Origin of the sequence: Tepidibacillus sp. LV47 (genome assembly GCF_048381575.1) — a bacterium.
GTDB lineage: Bacteria > Bacillota > Bacilli > Tepidibacillales > Tepidibacillaceae > Tepidibacillus.
The window spans coordinates 43609-70284 of sequence record NZ_JBLWIF010000003.1 but is presented as its reverse complement, the minus strand read 5'-3'; the positions used below and the strand labels follow the sequence as shown (position 1 = coordinate 70284).

Annotated in this window: 30 protein-coding genes and 1 tRNA gene; 30 read left to right on the top strand and 1 reads right to left on the bottom strand. The window is 34.7% G+C overall.

Annotated elements, in window-relative coordinates:
• The first annotated feature begins 104 nt into the window (after nucleotides 1-104).
• The 25 genes from spoIVA (at nucleotide 105) to ACMW72_RS05100 (ending at nucleotide 21244) form a co-directional block, all read left to right on the top strand.
• Nucleotides 105-1586 (top strand): stage IV sporulation protein A, encoded by a 1482-nt coding sequence (gene spoIVA / locus ACMW72_RS05220; RefSeq protein ID WP_418367794.1) that lies wholly within the window; start codon nucleotides 105-107, stop codon nucleotides 1584-1586.
• A gap of 216 nt (nucleotides 1587-1802) precedes the next feature.
• A complete protein-coding gene (locus tag ACMW72_RS05215) occupies nucleotides 1803-2075 on the top strand; it encodes an HU family DNA-binding protein (RefSeq protein ID WP_418367793.1) in 273 nt (90 codons plus the stop codon).
• A 129-nt stretch (nucleotides 2076-2204) separates the two neighbouring features.
• On the top strand, nucleotides 2205-2768 hold the full coding sequence (folE, locus tag ACMW72_RS05210; RefSeq protein WP_418367792.1) for a GTP cyclohydrolase I FolE: 564 nt from the start codon (nucleotides 2205-2207) through the stop codon (nucleotides 2766-2768).
• A gap of 76 nt (nucleotides 2769-2844) precedes the next feature.
• A tRNA-Pro gene (locus ACMW72_RS05205) sits at nucleotides 2845-2921 on the top strand.
• Between the two features lie 134 nt (nucleotides 2922-3055).
• The gene (mtrB, locus tag ACMW72_RS05200; protein WP_418367791.1) at nucleotides 3056-3277 is read left to right on the top strand and encodes a trp RNA-binding attenuation protein MtrB; all 222 of its coding nucleotides are present in this window, start codon (nucleotides 3056-3058) and stop codon (nucleotides 3275-3277) included.
• Nucleotides 3278-3342: 65 nt separating this feature from the next.
• Nucleotides 3343-3864, top strand: coding sequence for a hypothetical protein (locus ACMW72_RS05195; protein WP_418367790.1), 522 nt, complete (start codon nucleotides 3343-3345; stop codon nucleotides 3862-3864).
• 108 nt (nucleotides 3865-3972) lie between these two features.
• Nucleotides 3973-4863: a heptaprenyl diphosphate synthase component 1 gene (locus tag ACMW72_RS05190; RefSeq protein ID WP_418367789.1), complete on the top strand. Its 891-nt coding sequence runs from the start codon at nucleotides 3973-3975 to the stop codon at nucleotides 4861-4863.
• A 32-nt stretch (nucleotides 4864-4895) separates the two neighbouring features.
• Nucleotides 4896-5627 carry a demethylmenaquinone methyltransferase gene (locus ACMW72_RS05185; protein WP_418367788.1) on the top strand — a complete coding sequence of 244 codons (732 nt, stop codon included), beginning with the start codon at nucleotides 4896-4898 and terminating at the stop codon, nucleotides 5625-5627.
• Nucleotides 5628-5630: 3 nt separating this feature from the next.
• Nucleotides 5631-7091 carry a menaquinone biosynthesis decarboxylase gene (locus ACMW72_RS05180; protein ID WP_418367787.1) on the top strand — a complete coding sequence of 487 codons (1461 nt, stop codon included), beginning with the start codon at nucleotides 5631-5633 and terminating at the stop codon, nucleotides 7089-7091.
• Nucleotides 7078-7947, top strand: coding sequence for a UbiA-like polyprenyltransferase (locus ACMW72_RS05175; RefSeq protein ID WP_418367786.1), 870 nt, complete (start codon nucleotides 7078-7080; stop codon nucleotides 7945-7947). The genes ACMW72_RS05180 and ACMW72_RS05175 overlap by 14 nt, the downstream gene beginning before the upstream one ends.
• The gene (locus ACMW72_RS05170; protein WP_418367785.1) at nucleotides 7947-8558 is read left to right on the top strand and encodes a UbiX family flavin prenyltransferase; all 612 of its coding nucleotides are present in this window, start codon (nucleotides 7947-7949) and stop codon (nucleotides 8556-8558) included. Before ACMW72_RS05175 ends, ACMW72_RS05170 begins: the two co-directional genes overlap by 1 nt.
• Nucleotides 8545-9426 carry a menaquinone biosynthetic enzyme MqnA/MqnD family protein gene (locus tag ACMW72_RS05165; protein WP_418367784.1) on the top strand — a complete coding sequence of 294 codons (882 nt, stop codon included), beginning with the start codon at nucleotides 8545-8547 and terminating at the stop codon, nucleotides 9424-9426. Before ACMW72_RS05170 ends, ACMW72_RS05165 begins: the two co-directional genes overlap by 14 nt.
• A gap of 10 nt (nucleotides 9427-9436) precedes the next feature.
• Nucleotides 9437-10402 carry a polyprenyl synthetase family protein gene (locus ACMW72_RS05160; protein WP_418367783.1) on the top strand — a complete coding sequence of 322 codons (966 nt, stop codon included), beginning with the start codon at nucleotides 9437-9439 and terminating at the stop codon, nucleotides 10400-10402.
• 144 nt (nucleotides 10403-10546) lie between these two features.
• Nucleotides 10547-10990 carry a nucleoside-diphosphate kinase gene (ndk, locus tag ACMW72_RS05155; RefSeq protein ID WP_418367782.1) on the top strand — a complete coding sequence of 148 codons (444 nt, stop codon included), beginning with the start codon at nucleotides 10547-10549 and terminating at the stop codon, nucleotides 10988-10990.
• 145 nt (nucleotides 10991-11135) lie between these two features.
• Nucleotides 11136-11918, top strand: a complete 783-nt coding sequence (locus ACMW72_RS05150) for a CheR family methyltransferase (protein ID WP_418367781.1) — start codon at nucleotides 11136-11138, stop codon at nucleotides 11916-11918.
• Nucleotides 11919-11943: 25 nt separating this feature from the next.
• Complete coding sequence (locus tag ACMW72_RS05145) at nucleotides 11944-12249, top strand: hypothetical protein (RefSeq protein ID WP_418367780.1); 306 nt, start codon at nucleotides 11944-11946, stop codon at nucleotides 12247-12249.
• Between the two features lie 61 nt (nucleotides 12250-12310).
• Nucleotides 12311-12463 carry a hypothetical protein gene (locus tag ACMW72_RS05140; RefSeq protein ID WP_418367779.1) on the top strand — a complete coding sequence of 51 codons (153 nt, stop codon included), beginning with the start codon at nucleotides 12311-12313 and terminating at the stop codon, nucleotides 12461-12463.
• Nucleotides 12464-12615: 152 nt separating this feature from the next.
• The gene (aroC, locus tag ACMW72_RS05135) at nucleotides 12616-13785 is read left to right on the top strand and encodes a chorismate synthase (protein WP_418367778.1); all 1170 of its coding nucleotides are present in this window, start codon (nucleotides 12616-12618) and stop codon (nucleotides 13783-13785) included.
• 1 nt (nucleotide 13786) lies between these two features.
• Nucleotides 13787-14875, top strand: a complete 1089-nt coding sequence (aroB, locus tag ACMW72_RS05130) for a 3-dehydroquinate synthase (RefSeq protein ID WP_418367777.1) — start codon at nucleotides 13787-13789, stop codon at nucleotides 14873-14875.
• 37 nt (nucleotides 14876-14912) lie between these two features.
• Nucleotides 14913-16196: a 3-phosphoshikimate 1-carboxyvinyltransferase gene (gene aroA / locus ACMW72_RS05125; protein WP_418367776.1), complete on the top strand. Its 1284-nt coding sequence runs from the start codon at nucleotides 14913-14915 to the stop codon at nucleotides 16194-16196.
• A 239-nt stretch (nucleotides 16197-16435) separates the two neighbouring features.
• Nucleotides 16436-17725 carry a tetratricopeptide repeat protein gene (locus ACMW72_RS05120; RefSeq protein WP_418367775.1) on the top strand — a complete coding sequence of 430 codons (1290 nt, stop codon included), beginning with the start codon at nucleotides 16436-16438 and terminating at the stop codon, nucleotides 17723-17725.
• A 136-nt stretch (nucleotides 17726-17861) separates the two neighbouring features.
• The gene (locus ACMW72_RS05115; protein ID WP_418367774.1) at nucleotides 17862-18947 is read left to right on the top strand and encodes a hypothetical protein; all 1086 of its coding nucleotides are present in this window, start codon (nucleotides 17862-17864) and stop codon (nucleotides 18945-18947) included.
• A 176-nt stretch (nucleotides 18948-19123) separates the two neighbouring features.
• Nucleotides 19124-19666: a ReoY family proteolytic degradation factor gene (locus tag ACMW72_RS05110; protein ID WP_418367773.1), complete on the top strand. Its 543-nt coding sequence runs from the start codon at nucleotides 19124-19126 to the stop codon at nucleotides 19664-19666.
• 123 nt (nucleotides 19667-19789) lie between these two features.
• Nucleotides 19790-20413, top strand: a complete 624-nt coding sequence (locus ACMW72_RS05105) for a DUF1405 domain-containing protein (protein WP_418367772.1) — start codon at nucleotides 19790-19792, stop codon at nucleotides 20411-20413.
• A gap of 42 nt (nucleotides 20414-20455) precedes the next feature.
• On the top strand, nucleotides 20456-21244 hold the full coding sequence (locus ACMW72_RS05100) for a sporulation protein YpjB (RefSeq protein ID WP_418367771.1): 789 nt from the start codon (nucleotides 20456-20458) through the stop codon (nucleotides 21242-21244).
• 160 nt (nucleotides 21245-21404) lie between these two features.
• Here the strand turns inward: ACMW72_RS05100 and ACMW72_RS05095 are convergent, their stop codons facing one another.
• The gene (locus tag ACMW72_RS05095) at nucleotides 21405-22232 is read right to left on the bottom strand and encodes a YitT family protein (protein WP_418367770.1); all 828 of its coding nucleotides are present in this window, start codon (nucleotides 22230-22232) and stop codon (nucleotides 21405-21407) included.
• A gap of 211 nt (nucleotides 22233-22443) precedes the next feature.
• On the opposite strand from ACMW72_RS05095, the gene ACMW72_RS05090 reads away from it, so the two are divergent.
• From ACMW72_RS05090 to ACMW72_RS05070, 5 genes are all read left to right on the top strand, one after another.
• Nucleotides 22444-22953, top strand: a complete 510-nt coding sequence (locus ACMW72_RS05090; protein ID WP_418367769.1) for a tetratricopeptide repeat protein — start codon at nucleotides 22444-22446, stop codon at nucleotides 22951-22953.
• The gene (gene dapB, locus ACMW72_RS05085) at nucleotides 22954-23733 is read left to right on the top strand and encodes a 4-hydroxy-tetrahydrodipicolinate reductase (protein WP_418367768.1); all 780 of its coding nucleotides are present in this window, start codon (nucleotides 22954-22956) and stop codon (nucleotides 23731-23733) included.
• Between the two features lie 27 nt (nucleotides 23734-23760).
• Entirely contained in the window at nucleotides 23761-24198 is a 438-nt protein-coding gene (gene mgsA, locus ACMW72_RS05080) for a methylglyoxal synthase (RefSeq protein WP_418367767.1), read from the top strand.
• Between the two features lie 139 nt (nucleotides 24199-24337).
• Nucleotides 24338-25576, top strand: coding sequence for a CCA tRNA nucleotidyltransferase (locus ACMW72_RS05075; protein ID WP_418367766.1), 1239 nt, complete (start codon nucleotides 24338-24340; stop codon nucleotides 25574-25576).
• Complete coding sequence (locus ACMW72_RS05070; protein WP_418367765.1) at nucleotides 25560-26519, top strand: biotin--[acetyl-CoA-carboxylase] ligase; 960 nt, start codon at nucleotides 25560-25562, stop codon at nucleotides 26517-26519. The genes ACMW72_RS05075 and ACMW72_RS05070 overlap by 17 nt, the downstream gene beginning before the upstream one ends.
• Nucleotides 26520-26676: the final 157 nt, after the last annotated feature.

Genomic DNA, 26676 nt, shown 5'->3' with positions numbered 1-26676 from the left:
TATATATACTGTCCAATTTTGGTGTACGAGTCATTGTGGCTATTAGGGAGGGATGGCAATTTTCCTTGGTTTATTCATGCCATGTGAAATAGAGGAGGGATATAGTGGAAAAGTTTGATATTTTCAAAGATATAGCTGAACGAACTGGCGGAGATATCTATATCGGCGTTGTTGGTGCTGTAAGAACCGGAAAATCAACGTTTATTAAAAAGTTTATGGAAACCTTAGTTTTACCTAAAATTTTAAATGAGAATGAAAAAGTGAGAGCAACGGATGAATTGCCGCAAAGCGCTGCTGGTAGAACGATTATGACAACTGAACCCAAATTTGTTCCTAACCAAGCGGTTCAAATTCATGTTGACGAAGGTTTGGATATTAATGTGCGTTTGGTTGATTGTGTTGGTTATGCAGTAACAGGGGCAAAGGGCTATGAAGATGAAAACGGTGGACCAAGAATGGTTAATACTCCTTGGTTTGACGAACCCATTCCTTTTCAAGAAGCAGCGGAAATTGGGACAAGAAAAGTTATACAAGAACATTCTACAATAGGGGTTGTGATTACGACCGACGGAACAATCACAGATATTCCAAGAGAAGATTATATTGAGGCAGAAGAAAGGGTTGTAGCTGAACTAAAAGAAATAGGAAAACCATTTGTGATGATTATCAATTCTGTTAACCCAGAATCAGAACAGACCCAATTATTAAAAGAAGAGTTAAGTGAAAAATACGATATACCAATACTAACAATGAGTGTGGCAAATATTCAAGAAGAGGACATTTTGAATGTTTTAAGAGAAGTATTGTTTGAATTTCCTGTTCATGAAGTAAATGTAAATCTTCCAAGTTGGGTTATGGTATTAAACGAGGATCATTGGTTATTAAAGAATTTTCAAGAAGCAATACAAAATACGGTGAAAGATATTCGAAGGCTACGAGATGTCAGAGTGGTGGTTGACCAATTTAAAGAATATGAATTTATTGCTGATGCCACATTAGCCGAGATGAACATGGGTCAAGGGATTGCAGAAATTGACTTGTTTGCTCCAGATGAACTCTATGATCAAATATTAATGGAAATTGTTGGAGTTGAGATTAAAGGAAAAGATCATTTATTACAATTAATGGTTGAATTTTCAAATGCAAAAAAAGAATATGATAAAGTGAAAGATGCTTTGATCATGGTGAAACAAACGGGATATGGTATTGCCCAGCCATTACTAGAAGATATGACGCTTAAAGAACCAGAGTTGATCCGTCAAGGTTCTAGATTCGGCGTTCGCTTAAAAGCAACAGCTCCATCAATCCATATGATCAAAGTTGATGTAGAATCAGAATTTGCTCCAATTATAGGGTCTGAGAAACAAAGTGAAGAGCTTTTAAGATACCTGATGCAAGACTTCGAAGAAGATCCATTAAAAATGTGGGATTCTGACATATTTGGACGTTCATTGGCAAGTATTGTACGTGAGGGAATTCAAGCCAAATTATCGATGATGCCTGAAAACGCGAGATATAAATTAAAAGAAACTTTGGAAAGAATCATTAATGAGGGTTCAGGTGGACTCATCGCCATCATTTTATAAAATATGAATTTTTTTCAACAAAAAAGCACTCTTTGAGTGTTTTTTTGTTTTTTTAAGTGTAATTTTGATGAAAAAGCCTTGAATTTACTAAGTTTGTATATTACTATATGCTTGTCTACAAAAAAAATGAAAATCCTTGTTAATCGAGTATAATTTTTGAAAAAACGGTTAACACATGATATAACGGTATTTTTCCCTTGGGAGGAGGTGAATAAATTGAATAAGACAGAACTAATCGCTAGAGTTGCTGAAATGGCTGAATTAACAAAGAAAGATGCGACTAAAGCAGTTGATGCAATCTTTGAAGCCATCTCCGAGGCTTTAAGAAAAGGAGATAAAGTTCAAATTATTGGTTTTGGTAATTTTGAAGTTCGTGAACGTTCTGCACGGAAAGGACGTAATCCTCAAACCGGAGAAGAAATCGAAATAGCTGCAAGCAGAGTACCAGCTTTTAAACCTGGTAAAGCTTTAAAAGATGTTGTTAAATAATAATCGTACATAATTTTTGAAGAGTCACAGAAGGTAACACTTCGTGACTCTTCTTTTTTTGATTTTCCACTATAAAAATGTTAAAATTAATTTTGTTTTTTGGGAGTGTTGTGAAGGAGGCAATTTTTGATGAGTGTGAATCATGAACAAATAAAAGAGGCCGTCAAATTAATTTTAAATGCCATCGGAGAAAATCCAGAAAGAGAAGGTTTAGTGAATACGCCCGCTCGTGTAGCAAGAATGTATGAAGAGATCTTTGCAGGGCTTGAACAAGATCCAAAGGATTATTTTGATGTTATCTTTAGCGAAGAACATGACGAGGTTGTTCTTGTAAAAGATATTCCATTTTATTCAATGTGTGAACATCATTTAATCCCTTTTTTTGGTGTTGCACATGTGGCCTATATTCCTAGAGATGGCAGAGTAACTGGACTAAGTAAATTAGCCCGAGCTGTTGAAGCCGTTGCGAAAAGACCCCAATTGCAAGAACGAATTACCGATACTGTAGCCGATGCGATTATGGAGAAGTTAGAACCTTATGGAGTATTTGTCATGATTGAAGCTGAGCATATGTGTATGACCATGCGTGGGGTTAAAAAACCGGGCGCTAAAACGGTGACGATAGCTGCAAGGGGAATTTATCGAGAAGATCCCCAATTAAGAAACGAAATCCTACAATTAATTCGGTCATAAAAAAATAGAAAAGTAAAACATTTTTCAAAGACCTTGAAATCTTTTTATTTTTGATTAAAATAATATTATGTGAATTCGGGACGTGGCGCAGTCCGGTAGCGCGCACCCTTGGGGTGGGTGAGGTCGCAGGTTCAAATCCTGTCGTTCCGACCATCTTCGCTAACAAAACATCTCGTTGCAAGACGAGGTGTTTTTTTTTAATACTTTATGGAATATTTCGTTTCGGTTACAATAATGATGAAAAGATGAAAAGGATTACATAATATAGATGAGAAGAGGGTGATTTAATGTTTTATAATCAAAATGGATTTTTTGTGATAAAGGCAAAGGAAAATGGTGTAAACGTGATTGGTTTAACTCGTGGACAAGATACCAAATTTCATCACCTTGAAAAATTAGATAAAGGGGAAGTAATGATTGCAGAATTTACTGAGCATACTTCTGCAGTAAAGGTAAGGGGAAAGGCTGAAATCCTAACTCCATTTGGTAAAATCAATACCGATGAATAGAATATTTTATACAAGCTGGCATAGCCAGCTTTTTTTTATTGTAAGATATATTGGAGGTGTTTTTGGTGCATAGTTTACGTAATGTTTCAAAAGGAATGATGGCCGCATTGGTTTTATCGGTAGTGATTGCATTTACAATATCTCTTATTCCCAGTGTACAATTTTCACAATTACAACCTGATTTTCCCGTGTTTAAACATATAAGTCAATCCACTTTATCAGAAGAAAATTTGGTTGACTTTATTTCATCAACACCCACTCAATTATTAATTAAAAAAGTAATTTGGAAAGAAGAAACATTAGCCATTGATTTTTTAATTGACAAAAATCACCGGGTTGAAACTAATGATATGTATAGAGATTTATATACAGTTACTAAAAAAGGATTTGTTCAAACCAAAAATGTAAAAAAAATTTTACTTCGAGTATTTGTGAATAATATGGATACTCTTTTTATGTCTGTTGCTGCAGATAAAAAAGATATTTTAAAAAATCCAACGATGGAATTAGAAGAGTCGATGACTTACAAAGAATTTTTAGAAAAGCATTTTAGAACTAATTATGGAAATGCTATCAAACCAGACTAAAGGATAAAATGTTGTATTGATAAAAACCTGTTACCTAGATGATAATTATGTTATACTTGTCTGGGTAAGAAATGTTAAATGTTGATTATTTTTTGGAGGATTTTGATCATGATGATTACTCATGGTACATTTCATCTAGAGATCAATGAAATTTTGACAGAGCTTAAGAACAAGGTTGATCATATATTTATAAAAAAGTATGTTACGATTCCAAAGTTCCCACTCATTCGTTTACAATTACTCAATTTGCTTTTGTTCCAAGCCTCTTTTCCCCGTTCATTAAGGAAACTATACTGTGTGACAACGGGTCTCGTTCAGATGGGATTAGATGTTCATGAAGAGATTGTAAACCAAAAAGAATATAATGAAAGAGAAATTCGTTCAAGGCAATTGTCTATCCTTGCAGGCGATTATTATAGCAGTCAATATTATTCTTTATTATCCAAGGCGAATTTAGTAGATGGGATTAAACGAATCGCTGCCGGAATACGAGATGTTAATATCGCAAAGATGAATCTCTATACAGAAAATGATGGAAAGGGATTTGAGTCAATTGAACAAATGATAGAGATTGTTAAAGTAAAAGAAAGTACCTTATATCTTCAATTTTTAGACCTGCTTAAAACAGAAGAAGAGCGATTATTCTGGAAAAAACTCATAGAAGATATGATTTTACTTTCCAGTCTAATAGAAGAGCAAAAACAACATCAAATTTCCCGCCACCAGATTTCATATCTATTAGTGAATTATTTTGCAAGCACTACTGAAAGAAGAGAGATCGTCGATAATAAACCTGAATGGAAAATAAAAGTAAAAAAGCTCTATCATAAGTATAATATACAGCGAAAAATTGAAGAATTGATTTTAAATATTCAAGAGAAACTCGCAAAGCAAATCAATCAAATTGAGAATTTATTTCTGAAGAATGAGCTTTATAATATTTTTGAGCAAATTCAAGGCTCGATTCATGAAATCGAAAATATCGTAAAAGATGTTTAGATAATGGTAAATAATGGAAGGGAGAAGAATAGGTGGAAAAGACAACCTATGTAAGAGGGAAAAAGAAAGAAGAATTTGTTCACGCTGTATTTGAAAATATTGCAGATAAATATGACATGATGAATACTGTACTAAGTTTTCGTAGGCATAAAGCTTGGCGAAAATTCGCAATGAAAAAAATGAATGTCAAAGTAGGAGAAAACGCAATTGATGTAGCTTGTGGTACAGCCGATTGGACGATCGCTTTAGCGAAGGCTTCAAAAACAGGAAAGATCATCGGTTTAGACTTTAGTGAAAAGATGTTAGAAGTAGGACGAAAGAAGATCCATAAACTTCAATTGGACAAGCAGATCGAATTGATACAGGGAAATGCGATGAAACTACCATTTGAAGATAATCGTTTTGATCATGCTACCATTGGTTTTGCACTAAGGAATGTGCCAGATATTGAAGTTGTTTTATCGGAAATGAAAAGAGTGGTTAAACCAGGGGGGAAAGTGGTTTCTTTAGAACTATCCAAACCTAATTGGCCTCCTTTTAGAAAAATATATTACTTCTATTTTTATAAATTACTTCCCTTACTAGGGAAAATATTTGCTAACCGTTATGAGCAATATTCATGGCTGCCTGAATCGTTAACGAACTTCCCTGATCAAAAAGAATTGGCAAAAATCTTTGAAAAAGTAGGTTTGGAACGAGTGGAAGTTTATCCATTAACAGGTGGCATTGCCGCATTACATATTGGATATAAAAAGGGGAAATAAGTAATGGCTTATCGCGATTTAAGGGAATATATGCAAGTATTAGAGAAAAAAGGTTTGTTAAAACGGATAAAAACAGAAGTGGATCCTGAGTTAGAGATTGCTGAAATTACAGATCGAGTATCCAAAATGTCTGGAGGTGGCCCAGCGCTTTTATTTGAGAATGTAAAAGGTTATGATATACCTGTTTTAACAAACGCAATGGGCTCTTATGAACGAATTAAATTAGCATTAGAAGTCGATGATCTTGATGACATCGGAAAACGAATCATGGATTTTTTAGAGAACCCATCACCTACCGGTTTAATGGCAAAGATTAAAGCTTTGCCTAAATTAGCTGAAATTAACTCTTATATTCCTAAAATCGTAAAAAGCGGTCCTGTTCAAGAAGTTGTTATTACGGATCAACCATCATTGGACAAGTTCCCGATCTTAAAAACCTGGCCAAAAGATGGTGGTAAGTTCATTACAATGCCTTTAGTCTTTACGAGAGATCCAGAGACGGGCACACGTAATTGTGGAATGTATCGAATGCAAGTTTATGACAGTCAAACCACAGGAATGCATTGGCATAAACACAAAGATGGTGCGTTACATCAATATAAACTAAAAAAATCGAAAGACAAACCAAAACGTATGGAAGTAGCCGTTGCCATCGGAGCTGATCCAGCGGTCATCTATTCGGCAACAGCACCATTACCACCAGAAATTGATGAGATGCTGTTTGCTGGTTTCTTAAGAAAAGCACCAGTTGAGTTAGTAAAATGTAAAACAGTAGATCTTGAGGTTCCTGCACATGCAGAAATTGTTTTGGAAGGTTATGTTGATGTAGATGAGCTGCGAATTGAAGGACCGTTTGGAGACCATACGGGTTACTATTCCCTTGCTGATTTATATCCAGTTTTTCATATCACCGCTATTACGCATCGAAAAAATCCTATATATATAAGCACTATTGTAGGGAAACCACCACAAGAAGATGTTTATTTAGGCAAAGCGACAGAAAGAATTTTTTTGCAACTCTTAAAAGTAATGGTACCTGAAATCAAAGATATGAATATGCCGCCAGAAGGAGTATTTCATAACTGTGTGATTGTTTCCATTAAAAAGAGATATCCTTTTCAGGCTAAAAAAGTGATGAATGCATTATGGGGTTTAGGCTTGATGATGTTATCTAAATTAATTATTGTGGTCGATGAAGATGTAAATGTTCAGAATATCTCTGAGGTTGCTTGGAGGGTATTTAATAATATCGATCCCCGTCGCGATGTGACGATCATTGACGGACCTTTAGATGATCTTGATCATTCCTCTCCGATGCCATTTATTGGTTCAAAAATGGGGATCGATGCAACGAAAAAGTGGCCTTCAGAAGGCCATATGAGGGAATGGCCGGATGACGTAGAGATGTCCCCAGAAATAAAAGCCTTAGTAGATCGGAAGTGGAAAGACTATGGGATTGAATAAACTAAAAACGATTTTAGAAATGATTAAGTTTGAACATACGATCTTCGCATTACCTTTTGCCTATGTAGGTATGATATTAGGAAGTATGGAACAATTTGGGCACCTCCCAACATGGGGACAATTCTTTTGGATTACAATGGCAATGGTTGGGGCTAGAAGTGCTGCTATGGCACTAAACCGTCTCATTGATCGAACGATTGATAAATTAAATCCAAGAACAGCAAATCGGGCAATTCCAGCTGGCAAAATTGGGACAAATGAGGTTGTTATTTTTATTATTGGATCGTTTTTGTTACTTTTTATTGCAGCTTGGAATTTAAGTGACCTTGCTTTGAAATTATTACCGATTGCCGTTTTTGTACTTGTCTTATATTCTTATACAAAACGATTTACTTGGACTTGCCATTTTATTTTAGGGATAGCGATCGGTTTAGCACCTCTAGGAGCTTGGGTAGCTGTTACAAACGAAATTACTTATCCAGCTGTTATTCTCTTTATTTCTGTCGCTCTTTGGACTGCTGGATTTGATATAATTTATGCCACACAAGATATGGAATTCGATAAAAAATATGGTCTTTACTCGATTCCTTCAAGATTTGGTTTAAAAACCTCGTTAATCTTTGCGAGAGTGATTCACGGAGTTACGATCCTTGGTTTATTTTATCTCTTCTTTATTACTCATCTGGGTTGGTGGTATTTAATCGGTGTGATTGTAGCGAATTTTATTTTGCATTATGAACATTCTATTATTTCTCCAAACGATATGTCGAGATTAGATACAGCATTTTTTACGATGAATGGAATTTTAAGTGTAGTTATTTTTATTTTTACTTCCATTGATCTGGTGATGAAATAATGACGCAACGAAGAATCTTTACAGTAGGAATTACAGGAGCTAGTGGAGCGATTTATGGAGTGCGATTGACGCAAGAATTGTTAAAATTAGGACATAAAATTCATCTTGTTGTAACTGAAGCAGGTTGGCAAGTATTTGAACAAGAGTTAGATTGGAAGATTAAAGATCGAAATATTGTAATTGATGAACAATTTCAAAGGTTTGTTGGTGAATTGCATTTTCATTCATTACACGATTTTTCTGCACCAATTGCTAGTGGTTCTTATCAGGTAGATGGAATGGTTGTTATTCCGTGTTCAATGGGGACTTTATCGGGGATTGCAAATGGGGCATCTGGCAATCTTTTAGAACGGGCAGCGGATGTAGTATTAAAAGAAGGAAAAAAGTTAATTATTGTTCCAAGAGAGACACCACTTCATCAAATTCATCTCGAAAATATGCTAAAACTAGCAAAAGCAGGAGCTAGAATTTTGCCTGCTATGCCTGGGTTTTATCATAAACCGCGAACCATCGATGAGTTAGTGAATCATTTAGTAGGGAAAGTATTAGACTCTTTAGAAGTGGAGCATTCATTGTTTAAACGGTGGGGGGAGAACATTGGCGAAACTTAGAATTGGCAGAATTACATACACAAATATTTGGCCTATTTACCATTTTTTCGATCAGAAACAATTTCAAGATGAAATTGAGCTCATTCCCCAAGTTCCAAGCCAATTAAACCAAAGAATGAAAGATGGTACCATTGATATGGGTGCGATTTCATCTTTTGCTTATGCAGAACAAGCAGAAAACTATGTTTTATTACCCAATTTATCGGTTAGTGCTTATGGTAGAGTAGGGTCTATATCCCTATTCTTAAAAGATGATCTAGAGAAAATTAAAAACAAAAAAGTCGCTTTGACGAACACATCCGCAACTTCTGTAAATTTAGTAAAGATCCTAATAGAAGGGTTTCTAGGCGGGAAACCCGAATATATAATCATGGAGCCTAATCTGGAGAAAATGATGAAAGTGGCAGATGCAGCTTTACTCATTGGAGACGAAGCCCTTATTCAGGGGTGGGAAAATCAATTAAAGCAAAAATATCATGTAATTGACCTTGGTGAAGAATGGAAAAAAAGAACAGGCCTTTGGATGACTTTTGCTGTTTGGGCCGTTCGCAAAAAAGTAGTTGAACGCTTTCCCGAGTTATTATATAAAGTATATCGGGCTTTTTTAAATAGCAAAAATGAAGGATATCAAAAAAGAGATGTCATTGTGGAAGAATCTATGTTGAGATTTGGCGGAACGAAACAATTTTGGGAAGACTATTTTCGTGGGCTATCTTACGATTTTAGCGACCCTCAGATCGAAGGGTTAAATCATTATTATCAGATGGCTCAGAGAATTGGTGTGTTGGAGAAGGCACCAAAGATTGAGATTTTAAATATGGAAAATTTACAACCATACCCACTTTTTGCATCAGAAAAATATAAATAAGGTGAATTGGATGAAGCTTTTAGATATTTACGCAAAAATGAAAAGTGACATTAAGGAGATTGAAAAAGAACTCTCCCGTGCAGTATCTACTAATCAAATGATTCTGAATCAATCATCAAGCCATCTTTTAAAAGCTGGTGGGAAACGGATTCGTCCAATTTTTGTATTGTTATCGGGTCATTTTGGCGATTATCAATTTGATAAATTAAAGAAAGTCGCTGCTGCTTTAGAATTAATTCATATGGCCACCCTTGTTCATGATGACGTGATCGATGATGCTGACAAAAGAAGGGGAAAATTGACAGTAAAAGCTCAGTGGGATAATAAGGTGGCAATGTATACTGGGGATTATATTTTAGCCCAAGCTTTAATGTTAATCACCGAATTTGAACAACCTGAGATTCATCAAACATTATCAAAGGCCCTTGTGCAAATGAGTGAAGGAGAAATTGATCAAATACGGGATTTTAACAATTGGAATCAATCTTTAAAACATTATTTAAAAAGAATAAAACGGAAGACTGCCTTATTAATTGCCATATCCTGTAAACTTGGAGCTTTAGCTAGTCATGCTAAACCAAAAATTGTAAGAGGGCTCTACCAGTATGGTTATAATGTAGGTATGGCTTTTCAGATTATTGATGATATTCTAGATTTCACTGGTACCACAGAACAACTTGGCAAACCTGCTGGAAGCGATTTACGACAAGGAAATATCACGATACCGGCTTTATATGCTTTGCATTATTCAATGGATCGGTTACGACTACAAGAAATTATACGTAATCGTGATATGGAAAAGCGAATCGACGAGGTTATCGATATGATTCGTACATCTGAGGGGATTAAATATGCACATCATTTAGCAGAGCGATATATTGAAAAGGCAAAGAAAGCATTGCTAGACCTGCCACCTATTCGGGAACGGAAGATACTATTTGAGATCAGCGATTTTATTATTGATCGAACATACTAATTTTTGCAGGGTTGTATATTCCATAAGCATTGGAATAACACCTCTTTTTTTATAAGATTTATTTTCAGATAGTTGATACAATATCAAAAATTTGTTAAAATCTTCCTTGGCAGCTTATTTGTGATTTGGATGGAGGAAGAAAAAATGGAAAGAACATTTTTAATGGTTAAACCAGATGGAGTACAACGCTCTTTAATTGGAGAAATCGTTTCTCGCTTTGAGAAAAAAGGATTTACCCTTGTAGGTGCTAAGCTGATGCAAATTGACTCTAAATTAGCTGAAAAACACTATCAAGAACACATAGGAAAACCATTTTTCCAAGAGTTAGTGGAGTTTATCACTTCTGGACCAGTATTTGCAATGGTTTGGGAAGGAAAAAATGTGATTTCTGTTGCGCGAAATATGATGGGAAAAACCAATCCACAAGAGGCCTTACCTGGTACAATTCGGGGTGATTATGGTTTATCAGTAGGAATGAATATTATTCATGGGTCTGATTCTAAAGAAAGCGCAGAAAGGGAAATTAAACTCTTTTTTAAAGAGGAAGAATTGATTACATATGAGAAAAATATCAATCGTTGGATTTAAAGAAAGTATCATCTTAATCTTTTAAGGAAATAGGCTACATTTAGTAGCCTATTTTTCTTTTTGCTTGAAAAAGAGGATTTTCAACCTCAATAGAGAATAATGTTTTAGTAATGACAATCAAGGATGATTAAAGGAGAAAATAATCATGACAGCATTTGATCAAGATTATCAATTCTTTGTTAGTAATTTTCGGAAGAAAACAGGTATCGACTTGAATCTTTATAAAGAACAACAGATGAAAAGAAGATTAAATTCCTTACGGATGAAAAGAGGATTTAGTAATTTTCGTGAATATTTTAAGGCGATAGAAACAGATGAAACATTATATTTAGAATTATTAGATCGAATAACCATTAATGTTTCTGAATTTTTCCGTAATCGTCCTAGATGGAAAGTCTTAGAAGAAAAAATTCTTCCTTATCTTCTGCAAACAAAGACATTGAAAGCTTGGAGTGCAGCTTGTTCTACAGGGGAAGAACCATATACATTGGCTATGATCATAAATAAGAAATACCCTTCAACACGTTTAGATTTGTTAGCTACCGACATCGATGAAGGAGCATTAAGAAAAGCAAAAGAAGGAATCTATCATGAAAGATCAATCCAAGAAGTTCCAAAAGAATATATTCATACTTATTTTACCGTGAACCAAGATCTTTATTATATTTCTGATAGAATTAAAAATCAGGTTAAGTTTAAGAAACATAATCTTCTATCTGATTCATTTGATGACAACTACGATTTGATCATTTGTAGAAACGTTATGATCTATTTTACTGAAGAAGCAAAACATCAACTTTATCAAAAATTTAGTGATTCTCTACGTTCCGGTGGTATTCTATTTGTTGGCAGTACAGAACAAATTTTTAATCCAGTCCAGTACCAATTAGAACCTGTTGAAACATTTTTTTACCGCAAAATGAGATGAAAAAATTGAGTAAGGAGACGTATAAATGTTATCTTTTCTTATCATTATTGGAATGAGCACAATCTTTCATCAATACGGTTTTCGTTTTCTTTTAAAACATAAAATTTTTGGACAGCAAAAAGATGAGTTATATGCTTATACTTTTTTGATGTTAAGTGGAATTGTCGTTGGTGAGTATATTTCGATTGTAATTTTACCTGATTTTTTTCACCTATCATATATTGAATTAATTGGAACGGGTACATTGATTTCCATTTTGATGGGTGAGACCGTTTATTATCGTAATGATCGATTAATAAAACGAATGATCACAATGGAGAACAAGAAATAGGTATATATTTGGCTATTTTTTCCTATACTAAAAATAGTAGATTTTTTATTGGAGGTATAGCATGGATAAAGGAACCATTATTGAAGCCTATTCTCGTGGCCTTTTATCAAAAGATGAATGTACCAAATTGTTAGGTATTGATCCAAGTATATTATTAAAGGATGATCAGCCGAATCGGTATATCCAGCAAGATCGGAAACCTTTTGCTAATTGATCGCTTTTAAGAAGTCTAGTTCACCTATACAAACTAGACTTCTATTTTCATATAAAAATAGACAGAATTGAGAAGAAATTAGAAATTTTATGTTGCTTTGCGAGGATTTATAATATAATAAAATTTATTATGAGCTGAGAGGAGAGAAGAAAATGAGGTTCTTAACCGCTGGGGAATCACATGGACCTCAATTGACAGCGATTATTGAAGGGGTTCCTAGTGGTTTTCCAATATCTATTCCACAGATTAATGAGAGTTTAGCGAAAAGACAGCGCGGTTATGGAAGAGGAAGACGAATGCAAATCGAAAAAGATCAAGTAGAGATATTAAGTGGTGTACGTTTTGGTAAAACAACAGGTGCACCGATTACATTGGTGATTAAAAATAAAGATTATGTTCATTGGCAAAAGATTATGAGTGTAGATGATCAAAAAATTGATCATTCAAGAAGAGTTTCCCGGCCAAGGCCAGGACATGCCGATTTGAATGGCGGACTTAAGTATCAAGTAAAGGATTTAAGAGATATTTTAGAACGTTCAAGCGCAAGAGAAACAGCGATACGTGTAACAGTTGGTGCGATAGCAAAGCAATTGTTAAATCCTTTTGGAATACGATCATTTAGCCATGTTATTAATATTGGAGGAATTGAAGCAAAATCTTTTGAACAGCTTAAACCGAAAAACATAGAAGAATTGATCCAACAAATCGAGTCCTCGGAGGTGCGTTGTGCCGATCAACAGAAGACTGAACTGATGAAACAAAAGATTGATCAAGCTAAGGCTAATGGAGATACGGTAGGTGGTATTGTCGAAGTGGTTGTTTTTGGCTTACCTGTTGGACTAGGGAGTCATGTACACTGGGATCGTAAATTGGATGGCCGACTTGGGCAAGCGATTCTTAGCATTCAGGCTTTTAAAGGTGTTGAGCTTGGTATGGGTTTCGCTGTTGCTAATCATTTTGGTTCTGAAGTTCATGACGAAATTTTTTGGAATGAGGAGAAAGGGTTTTATCGAGCAACGAATCGAGCTGGAGGTATCGAAGGTGGGATGACAACGGGAGAACCTTTGGTGATCAGGGGTGTAATGAAACCAATCCCCACGTTATATAAACCTCTAAAAAGCGTGGACATTGATTCGAAAGCTCCCTTTGAAGCAAGTGTTGAACGTTCAGATGCTTGTGCTGTTCCAGCTGCTAGTATTGTAGCAGAACATGTCGTCTTATGGGAGGTCGCAAATGCTTTTTTTGAAAAATTTTCGGGTGATTCTTATATAGAGATTGAACAACAACTTAAGAATTATCTTCAATTGGTGAGGAATTATTAATATGGCTGTCAAGCGATTGAAAATAGAGACAAAAGAGCACAATTATGATCTTTTAATTGGTGCAGGAATTATTAACCAATTTGCTGACTATTTATATCAATTAGGAATCACCTCGAAAACCAAAATTTTGCTCATAACCGACTCGAATGTTGCCCAATTTCATCTTGAAGTAGTAAAAAAAGTCCTTTCTTCTTTCCAATTGTATGAATACATTGTTCCAGCAGGGGATACAGCGAAATCTTTGAAACAAGTAGAAGCGATCATTACCTTTATGATTCAACATGGATTTGACCGATCCTCTTATGTGATTGCCTTAGGCGGAGGCGTAGTTGGTGATTTGAGTGGTTTTGTTGCGGCGATTTATATGAGAGGAATTCCTTTTATTCAATGCCCTACAACCATCTTGGCTCATGATAGTAGTATTGGTGGAAAGGTAGGAATTAATCATCCTTTAGGTAAAAATTTAATTGGCGCTTTTCATCAACCATCATTTGTGCTTTATGAGACAGAGTTTTTAACCACTTTACCAAAAAGAGAGATTCGTTCTGGCTTAGCAGAGGTCATTAAACATGGATTGATCGCTGATTCCAGTTTTATTAACTGGTTAAGTCAACATGTTGAATCTTTATTAAATCTAGATTTTGAAGCTCTAAATGAAGCACTTTATCAAGGGTCAAGAATTAAAGCAGCGATTGTCAAAGAAGATGAAAAAGAACAAGGAATTCGTGCTTATTTGAATTTTGGTCATACACTAGGTCATGCGATTGAGACCCTTTCGAAGTATCAGTATTCTCATGGAGAAACAGTTGCGATTGGAATGGTATTTGCGACCCGACTTGCAAGGAAAATGGGATATATTTCAAGAGAGATCGAAGAATACTATGTGAATTTAATTGAACGTTTTCAATTACCTACAACCATTCCTAAGGATTATAATACAGAAGAAATTATAAAGATTCTGTTGAGAGACAAAAAATTTAAACATCATCAAATCCGAATGGTCATCCCTATTGAGATTGGAAAAGTGACGATTGTTGAAGGGATTGAAATCGATCGGGTAAAACAAACGATTGAAGAATTAAAAGTTTAAATGTGAATGATTGTAATAAAAAAGGTGAGGAGAAAAGATGAAAACGGTACATTCCATATCTTCATTATCAGGTTCAATACAAGTTCCAGGTGATAAGTCCATTTCCCATCGAGCAGTTATGCTTGCTGCAATAGCAGAAGGAATAACGGAAATTAACGGATTTTTAAATGGTGAAGATTGTTTGCATACAATCAAGGTATTTAAGCAACTGGGAGTGGAGATTGAACAGACAGGGGAAACAGCTTATAAAGTGAAAGGAAATGGACTTTATTCTTTAAAAGAACCAAAAGATGTTTTATATGTTGGTAATTCGGGAACGACCATCCGTTTGACTTCTGGAATATTAGCGGGTCAACCTTTCTATAGTGTATTAACAGGGGATCAGTCCATCATTCGTCGGCCAATGAAAAGAGTGATTGAACCACTTAGGAAAATGGGAGCTTTCATTGATGGAAAAGAAAATGGTCGTTTTGCTCCAATTACCATACGAGGTGGCTCTTTACATGGGATTAGCTATGAATCTCCTATAGCAAGTGCACAAGTGAAATCTGCTATTTTACTAGCTGGCTTGTATGCTGATACGCAGACGACATTCATTGAACCTTATCGATCAAGAGATCATAGCGAAAAATTATTAGCACAGTTTGGTGCCAAACTTGAGATTAAAGGTCGACAAGTCACTATCTTTCCGAAACCACGTTTAGAAGCTCAGTCAATCCAAATTCCTGGTGATTTTTCGTCTGCCGCTTTCTTTATTGCTGCAGCACTAATTGTACCTAATAGTCGCATTGAGATTCGAAATGTAGGATTGAATGAAACGCGAATTGGTTTCCTTGAGATAGTGAAGAAAATGAACGGTAAAGTAGAAATTACTGATCAGCGTTTTTTTGGGCAAGAAGTGGTCGGAGATCTGATTATCGAAAGTAGTTCCTTGCATGGAATCGAAATTTCAGGGGAAATGATTCCTCGGCTAATTGATGAGTTACCCCTTTTGGCTGTTTTAGCTAGTCAAGCGGAAGGAACAACAAAAGTAACGGATGCAAAAGAATTAAGAGTAAAAGAAACCGACCGTATCGAAACCATTTCTACAGCACTTCGTAATGTTGGAGTTGAAATTGAAGAACTTGAGGATGGTTTTATTATCAAAGGAAAGCAAAAGATACGTGGTGGAGTGATTTCCACAAAAGGAGATCATCGAATCGGTATGGCAATGGCAATTGCGGGTTTAATTGCAGTAACACCCATTATCATTCATCAGTCAGAAGCGATTCATGTCTCTTACCCACAATTTTTTGAAGATTTAAAGCAACTTGCGAGATAGATTTTTTAATATTCTGAAAATTCATTGACTTTTTTGCCTATCCCATATATACTAAATGTAGCATAGTTAGTTGGTTTCTCTTCGCTCCTATCCTAATGCACTAATCGGTAATATACCGAATCCACATCATACAATTGATGTGGTTTTTTTGTTTTTTACCAATTTATTTTGGAATAAATTTTTTTATGTTAAACTAAAGAAAAAGTATTTGCTGGCACATAAATAGTGAGGTGCATAAAATGAAAGACTTTCATTCAGATCGTATTTCATCAATTCTAACGATGTTGGAATCAGGAGAATATGAACAAGTTATCGAACAGTTAACTAAAATAGATATTAACTCCCTTCAAAATGACGAAAAAATAGTTTTAACAAAAATTTATTTATCATTAGGATTTATGGATCAAGCAAGAATGATCATTCAACAATTAAAGAACGTAGAAACTAATTTTTCAGATCTACAACGATTGGAAGCAGAATTAGAATATAAAGAAGGGGATTATGATCATGCGATCGCTATTATGCATGATTTGGTTGAAAACGAAGAATATGATGATTATGATTTGGTATTTATATCCCAAATCTATTTTGACGATGGTTTACCGGAGGTCGCTTACCGCTATATTCAAAAAGCCCTCAACCTAAATTCAAAAATTCCCTTTTATCATTACCAAAAAGGCTTATATGCATTTGAAATGGGGAATATAAAAGAGGCCCTTGAGAGTTTCCAGGAAGCGATCAAATTAGATCCAGCCGAACCTCTCTATCATTTGGCCCTAGGTGAAGCTTATTACAGTTTAGGGCAATTCGAAGAGGCATTAGAAGAATATGATGAGGTATTAAAGAAGAATTCTGAACAAGAAGAAGCATTGTATTTAAAAGGGTTACTTTTGGTACAGATGGGTGATCTAGATGAAGGAATACGCTATTTAAAAAAAGTAGCTAAAATGCAACCAGAAAATATCGAACTTATGATCTCACTTGTTGATGCATATGAAAGGAATCATGACCATACAAAAGCTCAGGCCGTGTTGAAAAAAATTTTACAAATTGATGAATATTATTTACCTGCCTTAAAACGGTTGGGAGAGATTTACATATACCAAAAAGAATGGCAAAAAGCAAAAGAGATATTAAATAAAGCGCTTGAAATTGATCCAGATGACCTCACATTACAGGTAATGTATGCAAAAATACTAAAAACATATGGAGATGTTAAAGAAGCGATTCAACAATATGAATTGATCCATCAGAATGCTCCTTATGAAGAAGAAATATGTGAAAATTTAGGTGATCTCTATTTAAAAGCAGGTGAAGTAGAAAAAGCTATTCAATGTTACGAAAAACAATTAGAGATAGTCCAAGATCCCAAAATTTTGAACCAATTAGCTGCCTGTTATGCAGAGATAAAAGATTATCAAAAAGCGCTATCTATGATTGAACAATCTTTGGTTTTGGATGATTCTCAAGAGCAACTTCTTTTGATTAAAGAGCAATTTCTCGATTTACTCAAGTCCCAAGAGATCTAATCTTTTGGGACTTTATTAGTACGGTTTGTCATCACTCCGTTCATGGATTATCAGTGACAATTTTATTCTATCTGAATGGAATATTTTAACTAAAAAGAAGGGATAATAGTAAAAATTGGAATTAGGAGTGATGGCATTGAATTTAGCTGAGATGTTGTTATATGCGGATATCAGCCACATCAACAAAATTGCCGATCACTATCAATGTCAATGCGATCGTCATTCAAAACAAGATATGATTCAAACATTAATTTATAAAATCTTACAAAAGCAAACCATGTTGAATATCTTGAAGCAAGCCGATGATACGGAGCAAACATTTATGATGCTATTGTATCTTGATCAGAGAAATCAATTTACCATGGAAGATTTGCTTGCAAAAGGAAAAAAAGCGATTCAACTGCATGAATCATCCCATAAACCCCGTGATTTAATCCTGTTGTCATTAAAAAAAGGTTGGATCTTTCAAGGGTTAGAAAAAAAGAATGCTTTAGTATATTTAATTCCTGACGATTTAAAAGCAAAAATGTTGGAATTAATCCGTAATCAATATCTTTCTCAAATGCATACTCTAAAGGAACTTTCTTTTTACCGTGATGAAAAAAGGTTGATTGCAGCAGACTTTCAAACCTTTTTGAAGTTTGTATCCAATGAAGAAATATTACTCACAGGGGACGGTAGTATATATAAAAGGCAACAACAATTATTGTTTAATCAATTTTTAGTACCCGAAGAACCGATTAAAAAGCCAGGATGGAGATTTGGTTATGGTCGAAGATATCGTCAATACCCAGATCGTTTTTCCCTTATCTACGATTATGCTTTTTACAAAAAAATGATTGAAGAAGATGAAAGAGGATTCTTATATTTGACAAATTTAGGAAGAAATCGATTGGATCATGAGAATCTAGAAGAAATTACAATGGAAATTTATAAATTTTGGCTTCGAATTTATAAATCCTCTATTCCCTTCTTGCCATTTATCGTTCAGCTGATTGACCTTTTAGCTTTTGATTGTTGGCTTTCTTTAGAAGATCTAAAAAGAACGGTTTTAATTTGGCTAAAAGATCGTTATTATGAAACCAAGGAGGTTATTTTTAACGAAAGAATTATTAAAATGTTACATCATCTTGGAATTATTCAAATTGGCCAGGACCAAGAGAAAAGTTATATTCGTTTAACAAAAGAAGGTCATCGATTCGTAAATGGTTTTGAAATGTAAAAGAAACGTAACTTAAATAAAGGATTTTGGGACCATAAAAGCGAAAATAAAAGTAAAGGAATAAAGCCAAACTGATTCGCCTAATTTTCTAACAACAATATAGAATCTTCAAACTTTTAGTATTTAATATAAACGTTACATCATATGTATAAAATAGGAGGGTGGCATCATCGAAAATGATTACGGTTTCAGAGAAGAAAGATTTTATTAAGTGGTTCTTGAATTCATATACATTAGCAAAAAAGGAAGCAGCTTGGTTATTAACTTATATTGCCTCAAACGAAAAACTATTAGAAAAAGTTCATTTTGTTAATGACATCCACGATTTGCCTAAATCCATCCTCATATCAACAGAATGTGTAACCATGACCCCATTCAAATTTTACAAAAACAACCGTGTTACACCTGATGTAGAAACAGCATTTTTAGACATTCGTTCCAATCCAGATGAAGATATCTATATAGGTCTGTATTTTAAAGACCGGGAATTTTCCCCGGAATACGCCGCGGTATTGGAGGGAAATCCAATGGAAAAACAGAACATGGTCAAAGACTCATTGTTAGAGTTGTTCGCGGAGATGGTATTGGATCAAGTTACATTTCAATTCACAAAAGAAAAATTATATATTGCAATTGATGAAGCGCTCCAAAAAGGGGATAAAGCTGAGTTCATCAAACTTACCGATCAGCTAAATCAATTATTAAAAACAGTTGAATGAAAAAGACCGAAAAGGCCTGGGTATATCTCAGGCTTTTTCGTGGGTTTACTTAATAGAGAGAAGAGCAAGTGTTAATAAACAATTTCCCTTTGTATTTTTATCACTGAATAGGGGAGTATTATGGTGAATCTATGGAGACAAATTGAGAGATATTTAGAACAGTCTTGGTTTATTTTGACATTAATCATCATTAACTTTCTCGGATCGATCTATGGGTTTTATTGGTATAAAAATCAATTGATGGATACACCAGCAGAATGGTTAATCTTCGTTCCAGATAGTCCTACATCGAGTACATTTTTTACGTTATTTTTGATCCTCTATTATTTTCGGAAAAAATCCCCAATTATTGAAGCAATGGCTTCAATCACTTCATTTAAATATGGTATCTGGGCTGTTGTCATGATTTTATGGGGAGCTTTAGCAAAGGATTCCTCATGGATGAAGATTTTTATGGTTCAGACCATTACATGGTCAGATGGTATGTTAATGATGTCTCATTTAGGCATGGCATTTGAAGCTATCCTCTTTTTTAAGAAGTACTCCTACGGTCCACTTTCAATCGGATTCATTGCCATCTGGACTTTATTAAATGATTATATCGATTATTCAAAAGATGTGCATCCATGGTTAAAAGAAAGTATTAGCCATATTGACCCCATCGTAGCTCGTTTTACCTTAGGTTTATCTATTTTCACGATTCTTTTATTCTACTTTTTATCTTATTTACGAAGAAAACAAGCATAAAGTCGTACAACCCCCCATATCTTAAAATGAGGGGTGAATCTCATGAGTAAAAAAATAGGATATGGAATCATGATTAGCTTCTTAGTTTTCTTTTTTTTCTTCACTTATACTAAAGCTAATAATCCAGAAAATCCATCTATCGCTTCCATTCAAAGATTAACACAGTATTTAGTTGAACTCGTTCAAAGAAAAGATTATGATCAAGCAAAACAAGTGATTGAACAATTAAATTCACAATTGCTAGCGGTTCCTTACAAGGGAATAACCTCGGTAGAAGGGATGAAAGCAATCGCTTCATTGGCAATACAAATCAAAAAAAATCTCTCAAAACTTTCACCAGAGGAAGAACTTATTTCGTATTTGACAACCCAATTTCAGTTAGCGATTGATGCATTAAACCATAAAGAACAACCTTTATGGAAACGCTATTATTCTACCTTACAAACAGATATCAAAGAAATGGAAACAGCCATCTCCATGAATCAAAAAGAAAAGTTTGACAGCGCTCTTAAAAAATATCAAGAACATTACCAATTAATAAAACCGGCACTTCAAATCTCAAAACCCGATTACATTGTGGAAAAGATAGATTCTCTCCATACAGCTTTAACAAGCCAAAAGGTTGACCAAAACAAAGAAATTATCTTATCTCAATTAAAAGAAGCAATAACAGAATTATTTTTCGGAAATGAAAAGGATGTAATCGGAAAAATTGTTGAAGAAAAAACCTTGTGGAATACCACATTGGGAATGGGGTTTGTTATTTTTATCGTATTAAGCTATGTCATATGGAGAAAATTTAAAGGAGCAAAAATAAACATTAGTACTTAAGAGCACATTCTAAATAAAAATAGGTTTGTATATACCAACACGCTCCGTTGTCCGTGTATTTCATTTGAATGAAAGGAATAAGAAAGAATACACTCCCAAAAGACGTTGCTTATGGAATATACAAACCATTTTATATTTATGCCTTTCTTATAAGTAATCTTTATGCTTTTTCAAACCCTTCCCCTAAAACATCATGAACATCGCTAACGACAACAAATGCCTTAGGGTCAATTGATTGGACTATCTGTTTAAGGCGAGATAGCTCGTTTCTACTGATTACACAATACAAAACTTCTTTATCATTTCCCGTATATCCCCCCCTTCCCTTCAACACGGTAGCCCCACGATCCATTTCTTTCATGATTTTTGTTGTGATTTCTTGTGCATGATCAGAGATAATCATTGCCGCTTTCGCTGCGTAGGCACCTTCTTGAGCAAAATCAATCACTCTAGCAGCGACAAATACAGCTATTAATGTATACATCGCTTTTTGGACACCAATATAAACAGCTGAGAGAGAGATAATCACGAAATCAAAAATAAACATCGTTCTTCCCATACTGAAACCAAAATACTTATACACTAATCTAGCAATAATATCGACCCCACCTGTTGAACCACCATAACGAAAAATAATTCCTAAACCAAGACCGATTGAAACTCCAGCATATAATGAAGCTAAAAGTATATCGTCTAGTGGTTGGCGAAAACTTTCTGTTAACCATAAAAAGAAAGAAACAAGCGTTGTCCCAACGATGGTGTAAATCATAAATTGGTGTCCAAGTTTCTTCCATCCAAGAATAAATAAAGGAATATTTAACAATAAAATCACAACACTTGGAGAAAAACCAAAAACGTATTTTAGTAATAATGCAATTCCAGTAAAGCCACCTTCAGAAAGGTGATTGGCGATGGTAAAATAATTCAAGCCAAAGGAATAAATAAAAGCTCCGATTGTGATAAAAAAGATATTTTGGATGTGTTTCATGATTAAGAACTCCCTTTTTCGTATTCCTTATTCATTATACAAATGATGTGCAAAAAATAGCAATTATATCCAATATTCCTATTTGATTTCTTAAAAAAAATTAGGTACGATAAACTGTAGTAAATACCTAAGTAGCTGGACAAATAGGCACACCGATTGTAACTTTTATTCATATACTATGTCATAGGCCGAAAACAAAGGTGTGTTGGCTATGTCTTCAGGTAGAAGTTACATCAAGGCGGCTTATGATGCCATTTTCCAAAATGATTTTCAAAAGGCCATTGAATTATTTAAACAAGCGATTCGCTGTGAACCAAATAATGCTTCCTATTATTACAGATTATCCATTACTTATGATCGCAGCGGGTTTATGAAAAAGGCGATCGAAACAGCAAAAAAAGCATGTGAACTTGAACCAGAGAATCAAGGCTATCGGTATCATTTGCAGATTCTTCAGTCGAAAAATTTAGTATATGTAGCTGCCGATTTAATGAGGCATAACATCTTCACAAAAGAAATAAAAGAAATACTTATCCAAGCCAAAAAGTTAGACCCATTAAATATAGGAGCATATTTACTATTAGGCATTTTTTATGGAGAAACAAATGCATTACATCTGTCGTTAAAAGAGTTTAATTCTGTCTTTTATATTCAACCTTATCATCTCCAAGCAAAACAATTAAAAGAATACTATCTCAATTTATACCAAGAAGGTGATTAAATGCGTCGTTTAAAAGTGATGGTTTCAGGAGCAAAAGGAAGAATGGGAAGAGAAGTTATTAAAATGCTCAAACAAGATGATGAGCTTCTTTATGTTGGTGGGATCGATCCAATTGGTCCTTCACAACAAGAAACAGATGGCAAACCTATTTATCAGCGTTTGGAAGAGGCATTAATTGCCGAAAAACCTGATGTTCTCGTTGATTTTACAAATCCACATGTTGTGAAAGATAATGTTAGAATTGCAATTGAGATGGGGGTAAGTCCAGTAGTTGGTACGACTGGATTTACCCAAGACGATATTGTATTTTTGGACAAGCTAGCAAAAGAGCATGATCTTGGTGGAGTCATTGCTCCAAACTTTGCCATTGGTGCAGTATTGATGATGAAATTTTCGCAAATGGCAGCAAAATATATGTCCCATGTGGAAATCATTGAGTATCACCATGATAAGAAATTGGATGCTCCATCTGGAACTGCCTTAAAAACAGCGGAATTAATTCAAAAGGTAAGGCAAGAATTAAAACAAGGACATCCAGATGAAACGGAGACACTTGTTGGTGCTCGCGGTGGAGAATATTCTGGTTTTCGCATACATAGTGTAAGGCTCCCAGGTCTAGTTGCTCATCAAGAAGTGATTTTTGGCGATAGGGGACAGACGTTAACGATTCGCCATGATTCCATTGATCGAGAATCGTTTATGCCTGGAGTTAATTTAGCGATTAAAAAAGTAAAACATTTGCGGGGTATTGTTTACGGATTAGAACATTTACTAGACTAAAAAATTAAATTAACAGGGGGAGAAACCTTGAAAATCGCATTAATCGCTCATGATCGAAAAAAATCGGAACTTGTCAATTTTATGATCGCTTATGAATCGATCTTTAAAGAACATGAACTCTATTCTACTGGGACGACGGGGAAGAGAATCATGGAGCAAACTGATCTTAAGATTCATCGATTTCAATCTGGTCCGCTAGGTGGAGATCAACAAGTTGGTGCTTTAATTGCTCAAAATGAATTGGATCTGCTCATTTTTTTTCGGGATCCGTTAATGGCCCAACCCCACGAACCAGATATTATTGCCTTGCTTCGCTTATGTGATGTTTATGGAATTCCTGTTGCTACCAATGTTGCTACTGCAGAAATCCTTGTCCGTGCATTAGGAAGAGGGGAGTTTGCATGGCGAGAGGTAGTACATCGGTATAAACAAGGATTTGAAAATGGATCAAGCCTTTCTGAGTAGAAAGGCTTATTTCTTACCTACCACTTGTTTCAACATCTGAATCATTTTTGCTAAAAGTACGAAGATACTCACAATCATTCTCATTTTAAATTCCTCCAATCAAAGACGTTGAAGATTTAATTAACTAGGAGAAGAGAAGATGAGAAATAAAAAAATTGCGAAGAAAATATTACAACGTTTGCTTCAACATGGTTATCAAGCCTTTCTTGTTGGTGGATATGTTCGTGATCTCCTGCTAAAACGTCCAACAACAGATATTGATGTTGCCACCGATGCCAGACCAGAAACGATTCTTCATTTATTTGAAAAGGCAATACCTACCGGTTTAAAACATGGGACTGTTACGGTTATCGAAGGAGGAGTTTCCGTCGAAATTACGACTTTTCGCAAAGAGGGAAAATATTTGGATTTCCGTCATCCATCTGAAGTAGAATTTGTAACCAATCTCTACGATGATTTAAGTCGAAGGGATTTTACGATGAATGCGATCGCAATGGACTACAATGAACGATTGATTGACCCATTTAATGGATTATCCGCTATTTCCAATCGAACGATAAAGAGTGTGGGCAATCCTAATGAGCGATTTCTGGAAGATCCATTGCGCATGTTAAGGGCTATTCGTTTTGCTGCCCAGTTGGAATTTCAGATTGAAACGAAAACACTTCAAGCGATAGAGGAATTCGCTTCTTATCTCCAGTATATTGCCATTGAAAGAGTAAAAGTAGAATTAGACAAGATCATGAGGTCCTCTCACCCTGAATTGGGAATCGAATTATTGTATTCCTTGAAACTTGTTCGCTATTTCAAAGGAATGGTTGATGGACCTCTTTCTCAGATTGATAGCAAGAAAGTTTGGCAAACGATAAATATGACTCAAGACCCCTATATTCGGTGGTGTATTTTATTTGAACAACTACAGCCAAAAGAGCGAATTAAAGTCATGGAAGGACTTAGATTTTCCAATCAAGAAAAGAAGGAAATTCTTAACATCTTCAAAGCTTATTCTATCATTAAAAAAGATCAGAAGTTAGAGGATTTAAAAAAATGTCTCATTGAAACAGATGAAGAGATTTGTCAAAAAGCATTAGAATTAACTTATTTGTTCGGTTATATTCATGAGAAAGACATGTTAAAATTAAAACAAACATTTATTGAAGTAACAAAAGAACTGTCGGTTCGATCAATCAAAGATTTAAATATATCAGGAAAAGATTTACTAAGGATCATTGATGAACCTCCTGGTCCTTGGGTTCAATATCTATTACAGGAATTATTTCATCTGGTTGTTTTTCATGGATTACCTAATGAAAGGGAAATATTACTTCAACAAGTGAAAAATCTAAAGGAGAAGGTCTCTAATGAGGGAAAAGATTAAAGAAATTTTTATTCAAAAGAGACACCAATTTGTTTCAGGGGAAGAAATTAGTAAGCAATTAAATATTTCGAGAACAGCGGTATGGAAACATATCGAAGAATTAAAAAAAGAAGGTTATCAATTTGAAGCTATTCGCAAGAAAGGGTATCGTCTTTTAAATGATCCAGATGATATATCAAAAGAACGTTTAAAAGCCTCAATATCTACAAAATGGATGGGGAAAGAGATTATTTATCTTCCTGAAGTTGATTCTACACAAAGAGTAGCCCATGAACTGGCTAGAAACGGTGCATTACACGGGACTGTGGTGATTACTGACAATCAGACGAAGGGTAAAGGGCGTTTAGGACGAAATTGGTTTTCAAGAAAAGGGAAAGGGATTTGGATGAGTTTTATTTTGCGACCTTCTTTTCCTTACCACCATGCTCCACAAATTACCCTTTTTACTTCAGTCATTCTGGCAAATACGTTAAAAAAATTGTATAAAGTAAATTTTATGATTAAATGGCCCAATGATATCTATATTAATGGCAAAAAAGTATCGGGGATTTTAACCGAAATCCACGGAGAACAAGACCAAATACATTATATGATTATAGGTATTGGAATTAACACTCATCAAATTGATTTTCCTGAAGAACTAAAAGAAAAAGCGACTTCAATAGAAAAAGAAATAGGGTATGTCCCAAAGCGGATCGAGTTTATCACATATTTTTTTTCTGAATTTGAACAAGAATATTTACATTTTCTTAAAGATGGTTTTGCCCCGTATTATAAGCAATATAATAACGCTTTATATGGAAAAGGAAAAAGGATTAAGCTAAGGCAGTTTAATGAAGAAATAGAAGGAACCATTGTAAGTATTGACCAAAATGGGTACTTAATTCTTCGTCAAGACAATGGCAGAGAGGAAAAAGTGGTTTCGGGTGACATTTTTTTCTGATATAATCATAATTAAGGTAGTATCGTCAGAACTACACTTAACCGTGCATATCCGTTTTACCGCGCATAAGAGAATTTAACTTCACTAAAGTAAAAAAGCAAAGTAAACTTGAACTAGCGGTATAAAGAATTATCTTCTGACAAGTGAATCAGTTTAT